The sequence below is a fragment of the Microbacterium sp. cf332 genome, assembly GCF_900102175.1.
In the GTDB taxonomy this organism is placed as follows: Bacteria; Actinomycetota; Actinomycetes; order Actinomycetales; family Microbacteriaceae; genus Microbacterium.
Window position 1 is genome coordinate 150,574 of record NZ_FNKN01000002.1, and the last position, 15,396, is coordinate 165,969.

General features: G+C 72.3%; 15 protein-coding genes and 1 tRNA gene. 8 read left to right on the plus strand and 8 right to left on the minus strand.

The annotated features are described in order from the left end of the window. The first annotated feature begins 99 nt into the window (after nucleotides 1–99). Nucleotides 100–1,026 carry an SDR family oxidoreductase gene (locus tag BLT21_RS07750; protein ID WP_091500869.1) on the plus strand — a complete coding sequence of 309 codons (927 nt, stop codon included), beginning with the start codon at nucleotides 100–102 and terminating at the stop codon, nucleotides 1,024–1,026. Between the two features lie 34 nt (nucleotides 1,027–1,060). On the opposite strand, the gene BLT21_RS07755 is transcribed toward BLT21_RS07750, so the two are convergent. Beyond that, a complete protein-coding gene (locus tag BLT21_RS07755; protein WP_091500870.1) occupies nucleotides 1,061–1,957 on the minus strand; it encodes an oxidoreductase in 897 nt (298 codons plus the stop codon). A 67-nt stretch (nucleotides 1,958–2,024) separates the two neighbouring features. Between BLT21_RS07755 and BLT21_RS15830 the strand changes: the two genes are divergently transcribed. Continuing rightward, complete coding sequence (locus BLT21_RS15830; RefSeq protein ID WP_256335986.1) at nucleotides 2,025–2,153, plus strand: hypothetical protein; 129 nt, start codon at nucleotides 2,025–2,027, stop codon at nucleotides 2,151–2,153. Nucleotides 2,154–2,209: 56 nt separating this feature from the next. On the opposite strand, the gene BLT21_RS07760 is transcribed toward BLT21_RS15830, so the two are convergent. Then, nucleotides 2,210–2,300 (minus strand) — tRNA-Ser (locus tag BLT21_RS07760). Between the two features lie 71 nt (nucleotides 2,301–2,371). On the opposite strand from BLT21_RS07760, the gene BLT21_RS07765 reads away from it, so the two are divergent. After that, on the plus strand, nucleotides 2,372–3,739 hold the full coding sequence (locus tag BLT21_RS07765) for an MFS transporter (protein ID WP_091500871.1): 1,368 nt from the start codon (nucleotides 2,372–2,374) through the stop codon (nucleotides 3,737–3,739). A gap of 2 nt (nucleotides 3,740–3,741) precedes the next feature. Here the strand turns inward: BLT21_RS07765 and BLT21_RS07770 are convergent, their stop codons facing one another. Next, entirely contained in the window at nucleotides 3,742–4,593 is an 852-nt protein-coding gene (locus BLT21_RS07770; RefSeq protein WP_091500872.1) for a helix-turn-helix transcriptional regulator, read from the minus strand. 101 nt (nucleotides 4,594–4,694) lie between these two features. Between BLT21_RS07770 and BLT21_RS07775 the strand changes: the two genes are divergently transcribed. The 3 genes from BLT21_RS07775 to radA all read left to right on the plus strand — a co-directional run bounded on the left by BLT21_RS07775 (nucleotide 4,695) and on the right by radA (nucleotide 7,987). Further along, complete coding sequence (locus BLT21_RS07775) at nucleotides 4,695–5,462, plus strand: SDR family oxidoreductase (RefSeq protein WP_091500873.1); 768 nt, start codon at nucleotides 4,695–4,697, stop codon at nucleotides 5,460–5,462. A 43-nt stretch (nucleotides 5,463–5,505) separates the two neighbouring features. Further along, a complete protein-coding gene (locus tag BLT21_RS07780; RefSeq protein WP_091500874.1) occupies nucleotides 5,506–6,462 on the plus strand; it encodes an L-lactate dehydrogenase in 957 nt (318 codons plus the stop codon). Between the two features lie 160 nt (nucleotides 6,463–6,622). Continuing rightward, complete coding sequence (radA, locus tag BLT21_RS07785) at nucleotides 6,623–7,987, plus strand: DNA repair protein RadA (RefSeq protein WP_091500875.1); 1,365 nt, start codon at nucleotides 6,623–6,625, stop codon at nucleotides 7,985–7,987. 113 nt (nucleotides 7,988–8,100) lie between these two features. Here the strand turns inward: radA and BLT21_RS07790 are convergent, their stop codons facing one another. The 3 genes from BLT21_RS07790 to BLT21_RS07800 form a co-directional block, all read right to left on the minus strand. Continuing rightward, on the minus strand, nucleotides 8,101–8,508 hold the full coding sequence (locus BLT21_RS07790) for a dehydrogenase (RefSeq protein WP_091500876.1): 408 nt from the start codon (nucleotides 8,506–8,508) through the stop codon (nucleotides 8,101–8,103). A gap of 302 nt (nucleotides 8,509–8,810) precedes the next feature. Beyond that, entirely contained in the window at nucleotides 8,811–9,491 is a 681-nt protein-coding gene (locus BLT21_RS07795; protein ID WP_176786840.1) for a hypothetical protein, read from the minus strand. 45 nt (nucleotides 9,492–9,536) lie between these two features. After that, nucleotides 9,537–10,049 carry an amino-acid N-acetyltransferase gene (locus tag BLT21_RS07800; protein WP_091500877.1) on the minus strand — a complete coding sequence of 171 codons (513 nt, stop codon included), beginning with the start codon at nucleotides 10,047–10,049 and terminating at the stop codon, nucleotides 9,537–9,539. A 68-nt stretch (nucleotides 10,050–10,117) separates the two neighbouring features. Between BLT21_RS07800 and BLT21_RS07805 the strand changes: the two genes are divergently transcribed. Continuing rightward, nucleotides 10,118–12,637 carry a circularly permuted type 2 ATP-grasp protein gene (locus tag BLT21_RS07805; RefSeq protein WP_091500878.1) on the plus strand — a complete coding sequence of 840 codons (2,520 nt, stop codon included), beginning with the start codon at nucleotides 10,118–10,120 and terminating at the stop codon, nucleotides 12,635–12,637. Continuing rightward, nucleotides 12,634–13,518 carry a transglutaminase family protein gene (locus BLT21_RS07810; protein WP_091500879.1) on the plus strand — a complete coding sequence of 295 codons (885 nt, stop codon included), beginning with the start codon at nucleotides 12,634–12,636 and terminating at the stop codon, nucleotides 13,516–13,518. The genes BLT21_RS07805 and BLT21_RS07810 overlap by 4 nt, the downstream gene beginning before the upstream one ends. Before the next feature lie 351 nt (nucleotides 13,519–13,869). Here the strand turns inward: BLT21_RS07810 and BLT21_RS07815 are convergent, their stop codons facing one another. Both BLT21_RS07815 and BLT21_RS07820 read right to left on the minus strand, forming a co-directional pair. Next, nucleotides 13,870–14,622, minus strand: coding sequence for a gamma-glutamyl-gamma-aminobutyrate hydrolase family protein (locus BLT21_RS07815; protein WP_256335987.1), 753 nt, complete (start codon nucleotides 14,620–14,622; stop codon nucleotides 13,870–13,872). Between the two features lie 159 nt (nucleotides 14,623–14,781). Beyond that, nucleotides 14,782–15,312, minus strand: a complete 531-nt coding sequence (locus BLT21_RS07820; protein ID WP_256335988.1) for a GNAT family N-acetyltransferase — start codon at nucleotides 15,310–15,312, stop codon at nucleotides 14,782–14,784. Between the last annotated feature and the right edge of the window lie 84 nt (nucleotides 15,313–15,396).

A 15,396-nucleotide genomic window follows, 5' to 3' on the forward strand; every position in this document is an offset into this window, starting at 1 on the left:
TCGGCGATCAGTGGATGATCCGGCTCTGGATGCCGCGGGCGGCGGCGCCCACCATGGGTCGGGCGGGCCACGACGGCTCGTCCGAACGATGGAGGAACCATGACCCGCGCCACTGCTCCCCTCGCCGATCTGCACGGACGGCTCGCCGTCGTCACCGGGGCGACCGACGGCATCGGCCGGGTCATCGCGACCCGCCTGGCCGCCGCCGGCGCGGCCGTCGTGCTGCCTGCGCGGTCGCCGGCGAAGGCCGACGCGGCCATCGACGGCATCCGTCGGGCAGTGCCGGGCGCCGACGTCACCACGCGTCCGCTCGATCTCGCCTCGCTCGACTCGGTCGCCGGCTTCACCCGCGACCTCGTCGCCGAGGGCCGGCCCGTGAATGTGCTGGTCAACAACGCCGGCGTCATGAACCCCGGCTCGCGGCAGCCCACCGCCGAGGGCTTCGAGCTGCAGTGGGGCGTCAACCACCTCGGTCACGTCGCACTCACCCTCGGTCTGCTGCCGCTGTTGCGCGCGGGGGGAGCGCGGGTGACGCACCAGACGAGCGTCGCGGCACGCTCGGGCGGCCTGCACTGGGACGACGTGGACTGGCGGCACGACTACGACGACATGGCGGCGTACCGGCAGTCGAAGATCGCCGTCGCCCTCTTCGCCCGCGAGCTCGATGCCCGTAGCCGCGCCGGCGGGTGGGGCGTGTCGAGCAACATCGCGCATCCCGGGGTCAGCCCCACCAACCTGCTCGCGGCGCAGCCCGGCATGGGGCGCGCGAGCGCGAAACGCGAGCGATCGCTCATCGTGGCCCTGTCGCGCGTGGGACTCGCCGGCACCGTGGCGAGCGCTGCCGAGCCCGCCCTGCTCGCGGCCGCCGGTCTGGACTCGCGCGGCGACGAGTTCTATGGCCCGCGGCGCGTCATCGCGGGCGCTCCGCGTCGGCAGCAGTTCTGGGCTCCGTTCCGCGACCTGACCGACGGGCCCCGTCTGTGGGACGTGTCGACGGAGATGATCGGCGGGCGCTTCGCAGTCTGACGGGGGCGGACCCGGCGCAGCCGTCACCCGCAGGTCAGCCGGGACCGTCGCTCGCGGCGGCGAGCAGAGGAACGAGCACGTCGCTGACCGGGGTGGGGATGCCGTGCTCGCGGCCGCGCCGTCGGATGACTGCGTTGCGCACGTCCCATTCGAGGGGTCGTCCGGCCTCGCGATCGGCCAGGATCGAGGTGCCCATATCGTCGGGGAATCCTCGGAACCGCTGCAACACCCGATCGGGCTCGTCGTCGGGGAGTGCTGCGCGGCAGGCGCGTGCCACCGCGAGGCACTCCCGGAGGTAGGCGAGCGCCAGGTCGGCGACGTCGTCCCGCCGGAACATCCCCGCGCGGCGGCCCGTCAGCGCCATGAGACCCGCCGCGGCGTTCTGCAAAAGCTTGCGCCACGCGAGCGTCGTGAAGTCGTCGGCGATGGTGAACTCGCACGCCGTCGCCTCGAGGACACGGCCGACGCGCTCCGCGCCGCCCACCCGCGGGACGGTGAAGCGCGGCTCGCCGCGCAGGCGGACGCTGCCGTCGGGCCGTCGCTCCGCGGGGGACCACACGATCGCGGGCACCACATCCGAGCCCGCGACGAGCGGTTGCACGCTCTCGACCTGCTCCACTCCGTTCTGGAGGACGCAGACGACGGTCGCGGGCCCGCACAACGCGGACAGCCACGCCGCGGTCGCGGCCGTCTGCGTCGCCTTCACCGCGAGGAACACGACATCCGCCGCCCCCGGCGATCGAGCGGGATCGGTCAGCACCGGACCGGGCACCACGATCGCGCCGCGTTCGGTGTCGAGGCGCAGATCAGGACGCGGCGATCGTCCGGCGACGAGAACCGGGGTCCCGGCCTCGTGAAGCAGCGCGGCGACCACCGTGCCGATGGCGCCGGGACCGACCACCGCGGTCCTCATGGTGTGCGATGAGACCATGTCGGCACGCTATCGCGCGGCGGCACGGCCACGGCGAAGGGTGGGTGGGCGCTGATAGCGTGCGGCTATGAGACTGAGCTTCGTCGTCGGCGAGCGCGAGCACGAGAAGCGCCGCGCAGCCCTCTTCGCCGGCTTCCGTCCGCAGCCGGTCTCCGCCTACGTCGACGGCGTGCTGGTCGCGCAGCATCCCGGGTGAGCCGGGGACGGCCGACTCCGGGCAAGAAAAAACCCCCGATCACTCGGGGGTCTTTCTGGCGGTGACGGTGGGATTTGAACCCACGGTAGGGGGTTACCCTACACAACTTTTCGAGAGTTGCACCTTCGGCCGCTCGGACACGTCACCGCCGACCAGCTTACGACATCTCGGGCGATGCCGCGAACCACGGTGCTCACGGGCGGGCGTAGCGTGGGGGCGTGACGCGATCCTCGACCCCCCGCACGGCCCTCGTCGTCGCGATCGCGTCGCTCGCATCGTCCGCGGCCTTCCTCGACTCGACCATCGTCAACGTCGCCCTCCCTGCGATCGAGCGCGAGCTCGGCGGGGGCCTCGCGACCCAGCAGTGGGCGGTCGACGCCTACCTGCTGACGCTGTCGTCGCTGATCCTGCTCGCCGGTTCGGTCAGTGACTCCTACGGGCGCCTGCTCGTGCTGCGCATCGGCCTCATCGGATTCGGCCTCGCCTCGATCGCCGTCGGGCTCGCGCAGGACCCGTTGTTCCTCATCGCAGCCCGTGCCGCGCAGGGCGCGGCCGGCGCCTTCCTCGTACCCAGCTCGCTCGCGTTGATCACCTCGCTGCTCCGGGGGCACGAGCGCTCCCGCGCGATCGGGCTGTGGACCGCGTTCACGACGGGAGCCTCGCTCGTCGGCCCCCTGCTGGGCGGGCTGTTCGTCGATCTGCTGTCGTGGCGGTACGCGTTCCTCATCAACGTCCTGCCCGTCGCGGTCACCCTGTGGCTCGTGACCCGACTGCCCGGCTACGACGAGCGCCGCGCCGACGCCGGCATCGACTGGCTCGGCGCCCTGCTCTGCACGGCCGGCCTCGGCGGCATGGTCTTCGCCCTCATCGAGCAGCCGAACCTCGGCTGGGGCTCCCCCGCCATCTGGATGCCGCTGGCAGCCGGCGTCGTGATGTTCGCGGCGTTCCTGCAGCGGCAGCGCACCGCGCAGCATCCGATCCTGCCTCTCGCACTGTTCCGGGCACGCAACTACTGGACGGGCAACCTCGCGACCCTGTTCGTCTATGCCGCGCTGTCTCTGAACGGCTTCGTCGTCGGCGTCTACCTGCAGCAGGGCGCGGGTCTCAGCGCAACCCTCGCGGGGCTCGCGAGCCTGCCCACCACGGTGCTGCTGATCGCGCTCAGCCCTTGGGCCGGTTCGCTCGCCGAGCGGTTCGGCGGACGCCTCCTCATGACCGTGGGCCCCCTGGTCATGGCGGGCGGGGCGCTGCTGCTCCTCCTCGTCGACGACTCGTTCGACTACTGGTGGCAGGTGCTCCCCGGGCTCGTGGTGTTCGGCCTCGGCCTGGGAGCGACCGTCTCGCCGCTGACCGCGACGATCCTCGGGGCGATCGACGCCGAACGCTCCGGTATCGCCTCGGCGGTCAACAACGCCGTCGCCCGCGTCGCGGGTCTCGTGATCATCGCGTTCCTCGCGCCGATCGTCGGCGGCGCACTCGACCTCGACGGATTCCACCGGTCCGCCCTCGTCACCGCCGCACTCATGACGGCGGGCGGCATCATCGCGTTCACCGGCATCCGGCGCGAGCGTTCGACGACCGCCTGATCTCAGCTCGGCGAGCGCTCCGACGCGAGCGGTCCGAGCACCGCCAGCATCCGCATCTTCTCGGCCGCCTCCGAACCGGGCGCGGGCGTCAGGGTCAGCAGGGCCTGCGAGCGGTCCTCGGTGAAGAGCACCTGGCAGTCGACCTCGATCTCGCCGACCGCCGGATGCACGACGACCTTGTGGTCGGCGAAGCGCTCCGCGACCTCCTCGAGCTCCCAGAGACGTGCGAACTCCTCGCTGCGAGCACGCAGATCGGCGACGAGGCGCGCGGCCCGCGACCCCGGCCCGCCGCGGCCGGCCACCGCGCGCAGGTTCGCCACGATCGCCCGGCTCTGCCGATCGTGTTCGGACGCGGGATAGACCGCGCGCTCGGTCTCGGGACGCACGAACCAGCACCAGGCGCCGCTGCGCTCCGCCCCCGTACGCAGCTCGCGCGGCCCGAACAGAACCCGGGCGAGATCGTTCTGGGCGAGGGTCTCGTCGAGCTCGGTGATGACGAGCGCCGGGGTGTCGCCCAGCCGGTCGAGCACGCGCTGCAGGGCGGGCGCGATGTGGTCGGCCGCACCCGACCGCTCGGGCGGCGTATGCCCGGCGAGGCGGTGCAGATGGTCGCGCTCCGAGCGCGACAGCCGCAGCGCCCGCGTCAGCGACGCGAGCATCTGCAGGCTCGGCTGCGGCCCCCGCTCCTGCTCGAGGCGCGTGTAGTAGTCCACGCTCATCAGCGCGAGCTGCGCGACCTCCTCCCGGCGCAGCCCCGAGACCCGACGGCGGGCACCCGAGGGCAGTCCGACGTCCTCCGGGCTCAGCCGCTCTCGGCGAGTACGGAGGAAACGGGCGAGAGCGGCGCGGTCCACCTGTCCATTCTGGTCGGGACGGCCCGCCCGAACCAGGGACCGCCACTCCCCCGTTCGGGCATGCCTGGATACCCGGCGACGCCGCGACCAGACTCATCGGCATGGACATCACCGGACGCACCGTCTTCATCCCCGGCGCCACGAGCGGCATCGGCCGCGCGCTCGCCATCGCCCTCGCCGAACGCGGCAACACCGTCATCGTCGGCGGCCGCCGCCGCGAGCTTATCGACGACCTGCGCGCCGCGCACCCCGCCATCGACGGCGTCGAGATCGACACGTCGGATGCGGCGTCCATCGACCGAGCCGCCGCCGAGGTGCTCGAGCGGCATCCTGGGCTCGACGTGCTCATCACGATGGCGGGCGTCATGGCCGCCGAGGACTGGACCTCGCCGGCCGGCTTCGTCGAGACCGCGGAGCGCACCGTCACGACGAACCTGCTCGGCCCGATCCGCCTGATCGGCGCCTTCATCGAGCACCTGCTCACGCGTCCCGCTGCGACGATCATGACCGTCTCGTCGGGCCTGGCCTTCGCGCCGCTGCGCGTCACGCCGACGTACAACGCCACGAAGGCGGCGATCCACATGCTCAGCGAGTCCCTGCGTCTGCAATACGCGGACACGCCCGTCTCGATCGTCGAGCTCGTGCCCCCGGCCGTGCAGACCGACCTCATGCCCGGCCACGCGGAGAACCCCCACGCGCAGCCGCTCGACGACTACATCGCCGAAGTGGTCGCCATCCTCGAACGGGATGCCGATGTGCGTGAGGTGCTCGTCGAGCGGGTGACGTTCCTGCGCCACGGCGAGGCACGCGGCGACTACGCCGACGTCGTCCGCGCACTCAACGCGAGCGACCCGCACGCGCAGCGGTGAGGGGGCGCTGGCAGCTCATAACCTCCCCTGCCAGACTGAGGTCATGAGCGCGATCGAGAACTCCAAACTCACCGTCGTCGGCGCGGGCGCCGTCGGATCCAGCGTCGCTTACGCGGCCCTCATCCGGGGATCGGCCCGCCACGTGGCGCTGTACGACATCGCCACCGAGAAGACCGAGGCCGAGGTGCTCGACCTCGCCCACGGCGCCCAGTTCACGGGGTCGAGCGACATCATCGGCGGCTCCGACATCTCGGTCGCCGAGGGCTCGCACGTCGTCGTGATCACCGCGGGCGCCAAGCAGAAGCCGGGCCAGACGCGCACCGAGCTCGCCGGGGTCAACGCGGGCATCATCGCCTCGATGATGCCGAAGCTGCTCGAGGTCGCGCCCAACGCGACGTTCGTGATCGTCACGAACCCGTGCGACGTGCTGACGGTGCTCGCCCAGGAGGCGACCGACCTGCCGCCGGAGCGCATCTTCGCCTCGGGCACGGTGCTCGACACCTCGCGCCTGCGCTGGAAGATCGCCCGGCGCGCGGGCGTGTCGATCTCGAGCGTGCACGCCTACATCGTCGGAGAGCACGGCGACACCGAGTTCCCGCTCTGGTCGCACGCCACGATCGGCACCGTCCCGATCCTCGACTGGGTGCCGCTCGACGGGCAGCCGAAGTTCACCACCGAGGAGCTCGACCAGATCGCGATCGACGTGCGCGACGCCGCGTACAAGGTGATCCAGGGCAAGGGCGCGACGAACTACGCGATCGGCCTCTCGAGCGCCCGCATCGTCGAGGCGATCCTGCGCGACGAGGACGCGGTGCTGCCCGTGTCGACGGTGCTGCGCGACTTCCACGGCGTCGACGGCATGGCCCTGTCGGTGCCGTCGGTCGTCAACCGCCGCGGCGCCTTCCCCGTGCGGGAGATCGAGTTCTCGGAGCGCGAGCTCGAGCTGTTCCGCCACTCCGCCAGCGCGCTCGGCGAGGTCGCGGCCTCCCTGCGCGGCTGACGGCTCGCGCCCCGTGCTCGCAGCACGGGGCGATGACACGCGTGTCGGACCGGCGGGGCCGGTGTCGTCCCGGCTGACCGGGGATGCGGCATCCGCACCGCCGGCCCGACGTCGGTGGCGGCGAGCCGGCGATGTCGGGGGTCGCGCCTACCCTGGACGCATGGCCTCTCGTCGTCCCTCTCCCACCACGGCCTTCAAGTGCACCGAGTGCGGATGGACGACGGCGAAGTGGGTCGGCCGCTGCGGCGAATGCCAGCAGTGGGGCACCGTGGTCGAGGCGGCGACGCAGACCGGACTCACCTCGACCGTCACGGCCGTCAGCCCCGGCGCCGCGCGCGCGGCGCGGCCGATCACCGAGATCGACACGACCGAGGCCCCGCGGCGCTCGAGCGGGGTCGGTGAGTTCGACCGCGTGCTCGGCGGCGGCGTCGTCCCGGGGGCGGCGATCCTGTTGTCGGGCGAGCCCGGCGTCGGCAAGTCGACCCTCCTGCTCGAGGTCGCGGCGCAGTCGGCCCGCTCCGGCCGGCGCGTGCTCTACGTCAGCGCCGAGGAGTCGCTCGGCCAGGTGCGGCTGCGGGCCGAACGCACGGGCGCGCTGCACGACGCGCTCTACCTGGCGAGCGAGACCGACCTCGCGACCGTGCTCGGCCACGTCGACGAGGTGCGGCCCGAGCTGCTGATCGTCGACTCGGTGCAGACGGTGTCGTCGTCCCTCTCCGACGGGGTCGCAGGGCAGCCCAGTCAGGTGCGCGAGGTGGCGTCGACGCTGATCCGGGTGGCGAAGGAGCGCGATCTGCCCGTGCTCATCGTCGGCCACGTCACGAAAGACGGCTCGATCGCCGGACCACGCGTGCTCGAGCACCTCGTCGACGTCGTCTGCCAGTTCGAGGGCGACCGGCAGACCTCGCTGCGCTTCGTCCGGGCGTTGAAGAACCGCTTCGGCCCCACCGACGAGGTCGGATGCTTCGACATGACCGGCGACGGCATCGCCGAGGTGCCCGACCCGAGCGCCCTGTTCCTGGGGCACGGCGACCCCGTGCCCGGCACATGCGTCACGATCGCGCTCGAGGGGCGGCGGGCGCTGCCCGTCGAGGTCCAGGCGCTGACCCTCAAGACCGGCGCCCCCAACCCCCGCCGGGTGGTCAGCGGTGTCGACAGTGCGCGGGTCGCGATGATCCTCGCGGTGCTCGAGAAGCGCGGGGTCGCGGTCACGAGCGACCAGGACGTGTACGTCTCGACCGTCGGCGGGGTACGCCTCGTCGAGCCGGCGGCCGACCTCGCCATCGCCATCGCCGTCGCCGGTGCCGTCGGGGGCAAGGCGGTGTCGCGCCAGGTCGCCGCGTTCGGCGAGCTGAGTCTCGCCGGCGAGATCCGTCCCGTCACGCAGTCGAGCCAGCGTCAGTCCGAGGCCAAGCGGATGGGATACCGCGCAGTGGTCGACGCCTCGTCGCGCACGATCGGCGGCGCCATGCGCGACCTGCAGGTCCGCCAGCCCGCCGCATCCGCCACCGACGCGGGCTTCTGACCCGCCCGGTCGGCTCGCGCACCCGTTCACCTGGCAGCTCGCGCCCTGACGACGGCGTTGAAGCGGCGCGAAGCGCCAACTCAAGCTCGCAGCACCAGCGCCCGACCCGAAGCTCAGGCGTCGAGAGCAGCGATGACGTCGGCGGGTGCGGCCTGCATGGGATGCGGGCCCGCGATGTCGAAGAAGACGGTGGTGATCTCCGCTTCGTGCACGCCCAGGAACGCCCGCAGCCCGCCCGGCGACTGCAGGGCCACGTGGGAGGGCAGCGCCTCGGGCTTGTTCGCCGCGTCGCTGAACAGCAGAAGCGCGACGTCGCCGGAGTTCGGGTCGCGGTACGTCCAGATCTCGCCGACGTCACGCGGGTCGTCGCGGTCGCCGGCGCGCATGAGCGGGACCACGGTCGGTCCATGACGCAGCGCGAAGGCGAGAGCGGCCATGTCCTGCGTCTGCAGTGCATCCGCGAGCTGCGGGTTGCGGAACTCGGGCACCGGCTTCTTCGCGCCGCGCTTCTTTCCAGCCATCACCTCAGCCTAGAAGACGCGGGGCCGGCTCCCGCAGTCGCGTCCGCAGCTCGCGCAGTTCCGCGACAGACGAGAAGGGGCCCTCTCGAACTCTTCATTGGGGACTGAGGAAATCGAGAGGGCCCATCGCTCACCGGAGCTGGGGATCCGTCGTCGCGATTCTGGGGGGTTTCACGACATCTCACTGCTGGGGACAGCGGATATATCTCCGGGAGCTGACACAAGGTTACGACTGCGCTGGGCGCCTGTCGCCCCCTCACAAGTGAGAAAAGTCTCACCCTGCAGCATCCGCCGGTCGCGGCTCACTGCAGGACGAACTGACGCTCCTGCTGTGCGGCGAGGCCACCGATCTCGACGGCGAGGTTGAAGTAGCCGGCGGGTGCCGTGGGGCGGTCGCCGTCGCAGCTGTCGACCGACGAGCGTGTGCGATCCCAGGTGATCGGCGTCACGCTCGACACCGTCTGACCGGGATCGATCTGCACGACCTGATCGCTCGACTCGCTCTGGCAGTCCGTCGAGCGCCACCAGACGTCGGGTCCGCTCGAGACCGTCAGCTTCTGCGTCGCCGTGCCCACGTTGAGCAGGCACGCGGAGTCACCCGAGTTCGTGAGCGAGATCGACAGCTGCGGCAGCTGGCCGGCGTCGTACGTCTCCTGGTCGGTCACGGCCGACACCTGCACCGATCGCGCCGAGCACGCTTCGACCTCTTCGGCCTCCGCATCGGCCGGAGGCTGCGTCGCGCCCGATGACGCCGAGGGGGATGCCGCGTCGTCCGAGGCCGTCGCCGAGGGAGAAGCGGGCGCCGCCGGGGTATCGGTCGAGGCCGCGGGCTGCGGTTGCCCGGACGCGGCCGACCCTTCCCAGGGCCGCCAGAAGGCGAGCACGACGACCGCGACGACCACGAGCACCGCGAGGAGCAGCACGAGACGTCGGCGGCGGTAGACCGCGGGCGACGGTCGGCGGCGGGGCGGCGTGTCGGTCATGAGCCCAGGGTAGGCCGACGCCCGGATGCCGCCGGGGCGGCACGCCTACAGGTGCTTGAGCATCCGGGTGTTGCCCAGGGTGTTCGGCTTGACGTGGGCGAGATCGAGGAATTCCGCGATGCCCTCGTCGGGGCTGCGGAGCAGCTGCGAGTACACGTCGGCGTCGACGACCTGCTCACCGATCGCCTCGAACCCACGCCGCGCGAAGAAGTCAACCTCGAAGGTGAGGCAGAACAGCCGCGAGAGCCCCAGCTCGCGCGCGCCCTGCTCGAGCCGGTCGACGATCGCCCCGCCGACACCGCGATGCAGCCACTCGTCGACGACGATGAGCGTGCGCACCTCGCCCAGGTCCTCCCACATGACGTGCAGCGCGCCGCATCCGACGAGCTTGCCGTCAGCCTCGGCGACGACGAACTCCTGCACCGACTCGAAGAGCACGACCAGGTCCTTGCCGAGCAGGATGCGGCGCTGGACCCACGGCTCGAGCATCTCGCGGATGCCGCGGACGTCGCTCGCACGTGCAGGGCGGACGACGAAGGCCGGGGCGTCGGAGGTCACGCCTCAACGATAGTCCGCGCCGGTAGTGTTACCTCAGCCCGAGATCCCTCCCTCTTTGGAGTGCCGACGTGAGCGTGCTCCGCGATTACGCAGCCGCAGTGTCCCAGCCGACACTGCCGTTGGCGTCTCTTCCGGGCGGTCTCCCCGACCTCTCCCGCTACGACGAGGTCGTCGACGCCGACGGCGGGCTGCGACCGGCATGGCAGTCTCTCGCGGGTCTCGCGCTCGCGCTGACGCCCGCCGAGCTCGCCCGCGTCGAGGGCGAGATCACGCGTTTCCTCGCCGACGACGGCGTCACCTACGTCCGCCCCGACACCGGCGCGCAGCCGTGGCAGCTCGACCCCGTCCCTCTCGTGGTGGATGCCGCGAGCTGGGCGCGGCTCGAGACGGGGCTGGCGCAGCGCGCAGAACTGCTGAACGCGGTCCTGGCCGACCTCTACGGGCCGCAGACACTGCTGTCGACCGGCATCATCCCGGCGGCGGCGGTGCTGGGCCATTCGGGCTTCCTCCGTCCCGTCGCGCGCGAGAGCGGCACCGACCGGCATCCACTGCTGCTGTCGGGCACCGACCTCGGCCGCGATGCCGACGGCGAGTGGCGGGTGCTGGCCGACCGGGTGCAGGCACCCTCGGGGCTCGGCTTCGCGATGGAGAACCGCCGCGTCATCTCCCAAGTGCTGCCCGACCTGTACCAGCAGAGCGACCCGCACCGCATGGAGCCCTACTTCTCGGCCCTGCACGCGACCCTCGCCGCGTCGGCTCCCGAGGGCGTGGCCGAGCCCCGCGTCGTCGTCCTCACGCCGGGCCCGCACTCCGAGACCTCCTTCGACCAGGCCTTCCTCGCGCGAGGCCTCGGTCTGCCGCTCGTGCAGGGGAGCGACCTGGTGGTGCGCAGCGGTCGCGTGTGGATGAAGCCCACGGGCTGGCCACACCGGGAGCCGACGGAGCAGGTCGACGTCATCCTCCGCCGCGTCGACGCCGAGTGGTGCGACCCGCTCGAGCTGCGCTCCGACTCGCGGCTGGGCGTCGCCGGTCTCACCGAGGCGGTGCGGCGCGGCACGGTGCGCCTGGTCAACGGGCTCGGTGCCGGCGTACTCGAGAACCCCGCCCTGCTGCCCTACCTCCCCGCCGCGAGCGAGGCGCTGCTCGGCGAGCAGTTGCGACTGCCCGGGGTGCCGACCTGGTGGTGCGGCGACGCCGCCGCGCGCGCCGTCGTGCTCGAGCGACTGCGGGCGGACGATCCCGGCCTGCTCGTCCGCCCGATCGACGGCTCGCGCCGCGACCTCGCCGACCTGGATGCCGCGACCGTCGCCGCCCGGATCGCGGACGCCCCGCACCGCTACGTCGGCCAGGAGCTCCTGCCGCTCTCGCAGGCACCGGTCTGGGCGGGTGACAGCGCACGCGCTCGAGCCCTGGTCTTCCGGGCCTTCACCCTCCGGCACGGATCGGCCTACCGCCCGCTGCTCGGCGGGCTCGCGACGGTGCGCGAGAGCGCCGCGGCCGCCCCCACGACGAAGGACGTGTGGGTGCTCAAGGCCGCCGAGGGCGATGCCGACCAGGGGCTCACCGACATCGGGCCGCTGCCCGGCGGCCGGAGCGCGCCGAGCGTCGCGCCGCGCGCCCTCGACGACATGTTCTGGTCGGGTCGGTACGCCGAGCGCGCCGAGGACCTGCTGCGTCTCGTGCTGACGGCGCAGCAGCAGCTCGATCTCGCGGGGGCCGGACGCGCCACCCACACGAGCGCCCGCGTGCTGCGCGACGCCATCCACCGTCTCGCCGGACCGGGACCGGATGCCGCGGACGCGGACTTCCGGTCGCTGCTCCTCGACCCCGCGCGCACCGGCTCCACGGCACACGCCCTGGCTCGCCTGCGCGATGTCCTCGAGGGCGTCCGCGACCAGCTCTCGGGCGACACCTGGCGCGTCTTCGCCGGCATCGAACGCGCGTCGCGTGCCCTGCGCGCCTCACCGCACGCCCATCGGACCGCCGAATCCGCGGGACGCATGCTCACCGTCATCCTGTCGCTGCAGGGCGTCACGGCGAACATGATGCGCGACACCGGATGGCGCTTCATCGAAGCGGGCCGCTTCATCGAGCGCGCACTGCAGGTCACCCACCTGCTGCGTGTCGTCGTCGACCGCCGCGATATCCGCACCGAGCACGCCGTGCTCGAGGCCGTGCTGACCGCGTCCGAGAGCATCGTCACCCACCGCCGTCGCTTCCGCGGCGCGGTGCGGCTGGGAGACGTCCTCGACCTGCTGCTGCGCGACCCCGACAACCCGCGGTCGCTCGCGTTCTCGCTCGCCGAGCTGCGCACGCACCTGGCGGCGGCTCCCGCATCGACGGGATCGACGCGCCCCGAGCGTCTGGTCGACGAGCTCGAGAGGCTCATCGACGCTCTCGACACCGAGGCGCTGACCGATGCCGTCGACGGCATCCGTTCACCGCTCGAGGGGCTGCTCGACGACCTCACGGCGCAGCTGGAGCAGCTCGGCGACGCGATCGACGCCCTGCACTTCGAGAGCGGCCCGCCGCCGGTCGCGCTGTCGTCGCTGGCCCTCATCGAAGAGCTGATGGAGGCGCGCGCGTGAAGCAGTACCGGGTGTGGCACCGCACCGCCTACACGTACAGCGACCCCGTCGAGGACAGCGTCGGCACGTTCCACCTGACCCCGCGCGAGCTGGTGGGACAGCAGGTGCGCGCAGCGGACGTCGTGGTCTCACCCGGCCCCGGCGACCTGCGCCGCGAGGTCGACTACTTCGGCAACTGGTCGACCTACTTCCACGTGACCGAGCCCCACGAGGCGCTCACGATCGAGTCGTCGAGCGAGGTCGCCGTCGTCGCGCCGCAGTACGACGCCGACGCTCTCGCACTGCCGTGGGAGCTCGCCCGCCCGCTGCACCATCCCGACCAGGAGGGCGCGTGGCGGGCTGCCGAGTTCGCGATGCCGTCGCCGCGCGTGGCCCAGTCCGAGGCGACCGCGAAGTACGGTGCGCTCTCGCTCACCCCGGGACGCCCCATCGGCGAGGCAGCGACCGACCTGATGCACCGCATCTTCACCGACTTCGACTACGACGGCACGGCCACCACGGTCACCAGCACGGTCGCAGACGCCCTGGAGAAGCGGGCGGGGGTGTGCCAGGACTTCGCCCATGTCGCCCTCGCGTGCCTGCGCTCGCACGGCGTCGCCGCCCGCTACGTCTCGGGATACCTCGCGACCCAGCCCCCGCCCGGCAAGGAGCGCGTCTTCGGCGCCGACGCGTCGCACGCCTGGCTCGCCGTCTGGCTGCCCGGCACCGACGAATGGCTCGCGATCGACCCGACCAACGACCAGTGGGCCAACGACCGCTACGTCACCGTCGCCTGGGGCCGGGACTACGGCGACGTCTCGCCCGTCCGGGGCATCATCTTCACCGAGGCCAAGACCTCGACTCTGCGCGTCTCGGTCGACGTCGCCCCGCTCGAGCCCTGACCCGCCTCGCCCCCGAGCGGGGCGGGCCGGGGCGGGCCGGGCCGGCGGGCCCCGCCCCGCATCCCACAGACCGCGATGCAATGGATCGGATGCGACACCCCGACGCCCCGCCCGCCGCACCCGCGTGTCGGCCACGAACCCTTGCATCCCGGATGGGGAAGACGGCCCGGAGCTGCCCCGACCTGCGCCGCTCCCCCGGGCCGGCCCATCCCGCATCCCACAGATCGCGACGCAATGGATCGGATGCGACACCCCGACGCCCGGCCGGCCGCACCCGAGTGTCGGCCACGAACCCTTGCATCCCGGACCGCCCGGCACGCAGCGACCGGCGGGGCGACAGCCGGCCCCGGGTCAGCGGCGGCGAGCTGCGTACTCGGTCGCAGCGGCGACGAGGCCGAGGAAGAGGCGGCGGTCGGCGGCATCCTGCTCGGGGTGCCACTGCACTGCCACGAGGTACTCGTCGCCGGGGGCCTCGATCGCCTGCGGCAGGCCCTCGCGACTGCGGGCGGACACGACGAGATCCTCGCCGAGGCGGTCGATGCCCTGGTGGTGGTAGCTGCTCACCGTGAGAGAACCCGTGCCGATGAGCTCGGCCAACAGGGTTCCGCTCGACACCGTCACCTCGTTGCGAGCGAACACCCCGTTTCCGAGCTGATATCGGTCGGTGCCCAGGGCGTCGGGAAGATGCTGGTGCAGCGAACCGCCCGCGGCCACGTTGATCAGCTGCAGCCCGCGGCAGATGCCGAAGACCGGGATGCCCCTCTCGCGGGCGCCTCGCAACAGCGCGAGCTCCCAGTCGTCGCGGTCGGGCCGGGCCGGATCCGTGAGCGGATGCCGCTCGGCCCCGTAGAGCTCGGGTTGCACATCGAGCCCACCCGTGAGCACGAGACCGTCGAGGCCATCGAGCACGACCTCGGCGGCCGGCTGCGGGGACGGCTGCGGCGGCAGCAGTGTCGCCGCCCCGCCCGACGAGGTGACCCCGTCGAAGTACTGCTGCGGCAGGAAACTCGCCCGCACGTCCCAGACCCCCTGCCGGGTGCGCTCGAGGTAGGTCGTCAATCCGATGACGGGTCGGGGCGCCGTCGTGGCGTCGTCGCTGCTCACGCGCCGATCGTAGGGCCATCGTGTTTCGCGCCGATCACACGCCGCGGATCCCCCCGCGCACACTCCCCGGGAGGACGCACGCGCGTCCCGTCGACAGGTTCGAGCCCTCCGAACTCGCCGCAGGAGCGGCATCCTGGGCGCTCATCCTGTCGACGGGACTCAACGCACGGGATGCCGCAGGCAGACCAGTCGCTCGCGGGACTCCCACGAGGGCACGACGACGAATCCCTGCGAGCGGTAGAGCCCGAGCGCGTCGGCGCGCCAGTCCCAGACCGACAGCCGCAGACCGCCGGCGACCGACCGCTCGGCATGCTCGCGCGCGTGCGACATGAGCGCTGCCGCGACGCCCCGACGCCGCCCGGCGGGAGCGACCCAGAGGCGCTTCAGCTCGACGTCACCGTCGGCCGCCTGCAGCACCACCATCCCGACCGGGCCGTCCTCGCCGTCGGCGACGACGACCTCCGCACCCGCGAAGGCGGACGCCGGGTCGTCGATCTCAGCCTGATACCGCGCAGGCAGCTCGCTGCCGCCTGGTGCGACCCCGTGCTGCGCCTTCTCGTGTTCCGTCTGCAGGTGGTAGTCGCGCAGGAGACCGGATACGGCCGTCCAATCGACTCTCATCCTGTCGACGGCACCACCCGCGGCGCGATCGACGGCGCGAACGACGACGGTGTTCGGCTGCGGCTGCATATCGCCATTCTGCCCCCGGAACCCCGAGGACCCAGTCCCCGGGAACGCCGACCCCCGGGAACGCCGGAGGGGCGGATGCCGCAG

Bases quoted from the DNA above. Each gene is read 5' to 3' on its own strand.
- BLT21_RS07750 (WP_091500869.1), top strand. From the start codon at position 100: ATGACCCGCGCCACTGCTCCCCTCGCCGATCTGCACGGACGGCTCGCC.
- BLT21_RS07755 (WP_091500870.1), bottom strand. From the start codon at position 1,957: ATGGTCTCATCGCACACCATGAGGACCGCGGTGGTCGGTCCCGGCGCC.
- BLT21_RS15830 (WP_256335986.1), top strand. From the start codon at position 2,025: ATGAGACTGAGCTTCGTCGTCGGCGAGCGCGAGCACGAGAAGCGCCGC.
- BLT21_RS07775 (WP_091500873.1), top strand. From the start codon at position 4,695: ATGGACATCACCGGACGCACCGTCTTCATCCCCGGCGCCACGAGCGGC.
- BLT21_RS07780 (WP_091500874.1), top strand. From the start codon at position 5,506: ATGAGCGCGATCGAGAACTCCAAACTCACCGTCGTCGGCGCGGGCGCC.
- radA (WP_091500875.1), top strand. From the start codon at position 6,623: ATGGCCTCTCGTCGTCCCTCTCCCACCACGGCCTTCAAGTGCACCGAG.
- BLT21_RS07790 (WP_091500876.1), bottom strand. From the start codon at position 8,508: ATGGCTGGAAAGAAGCGCGGCGCGAAGAAGCCGGTGCCCGAGTTCCGC.
- BLT21_RS07795 (WP_176786840.1), bottom strand. From the start codon at position 9,491: ATGACCGACACGCCGCCCCGCCGCCGACCGTCGCCCGCGGTCTACCGC.
- BLT21_RS07820 (WP_256335988.1), bottom strand. From the start codon at position 15,312: ATGCAGCCGCAGCCGAACACCGTCGTCGTTCGCGCCGTCGATCGCGCC.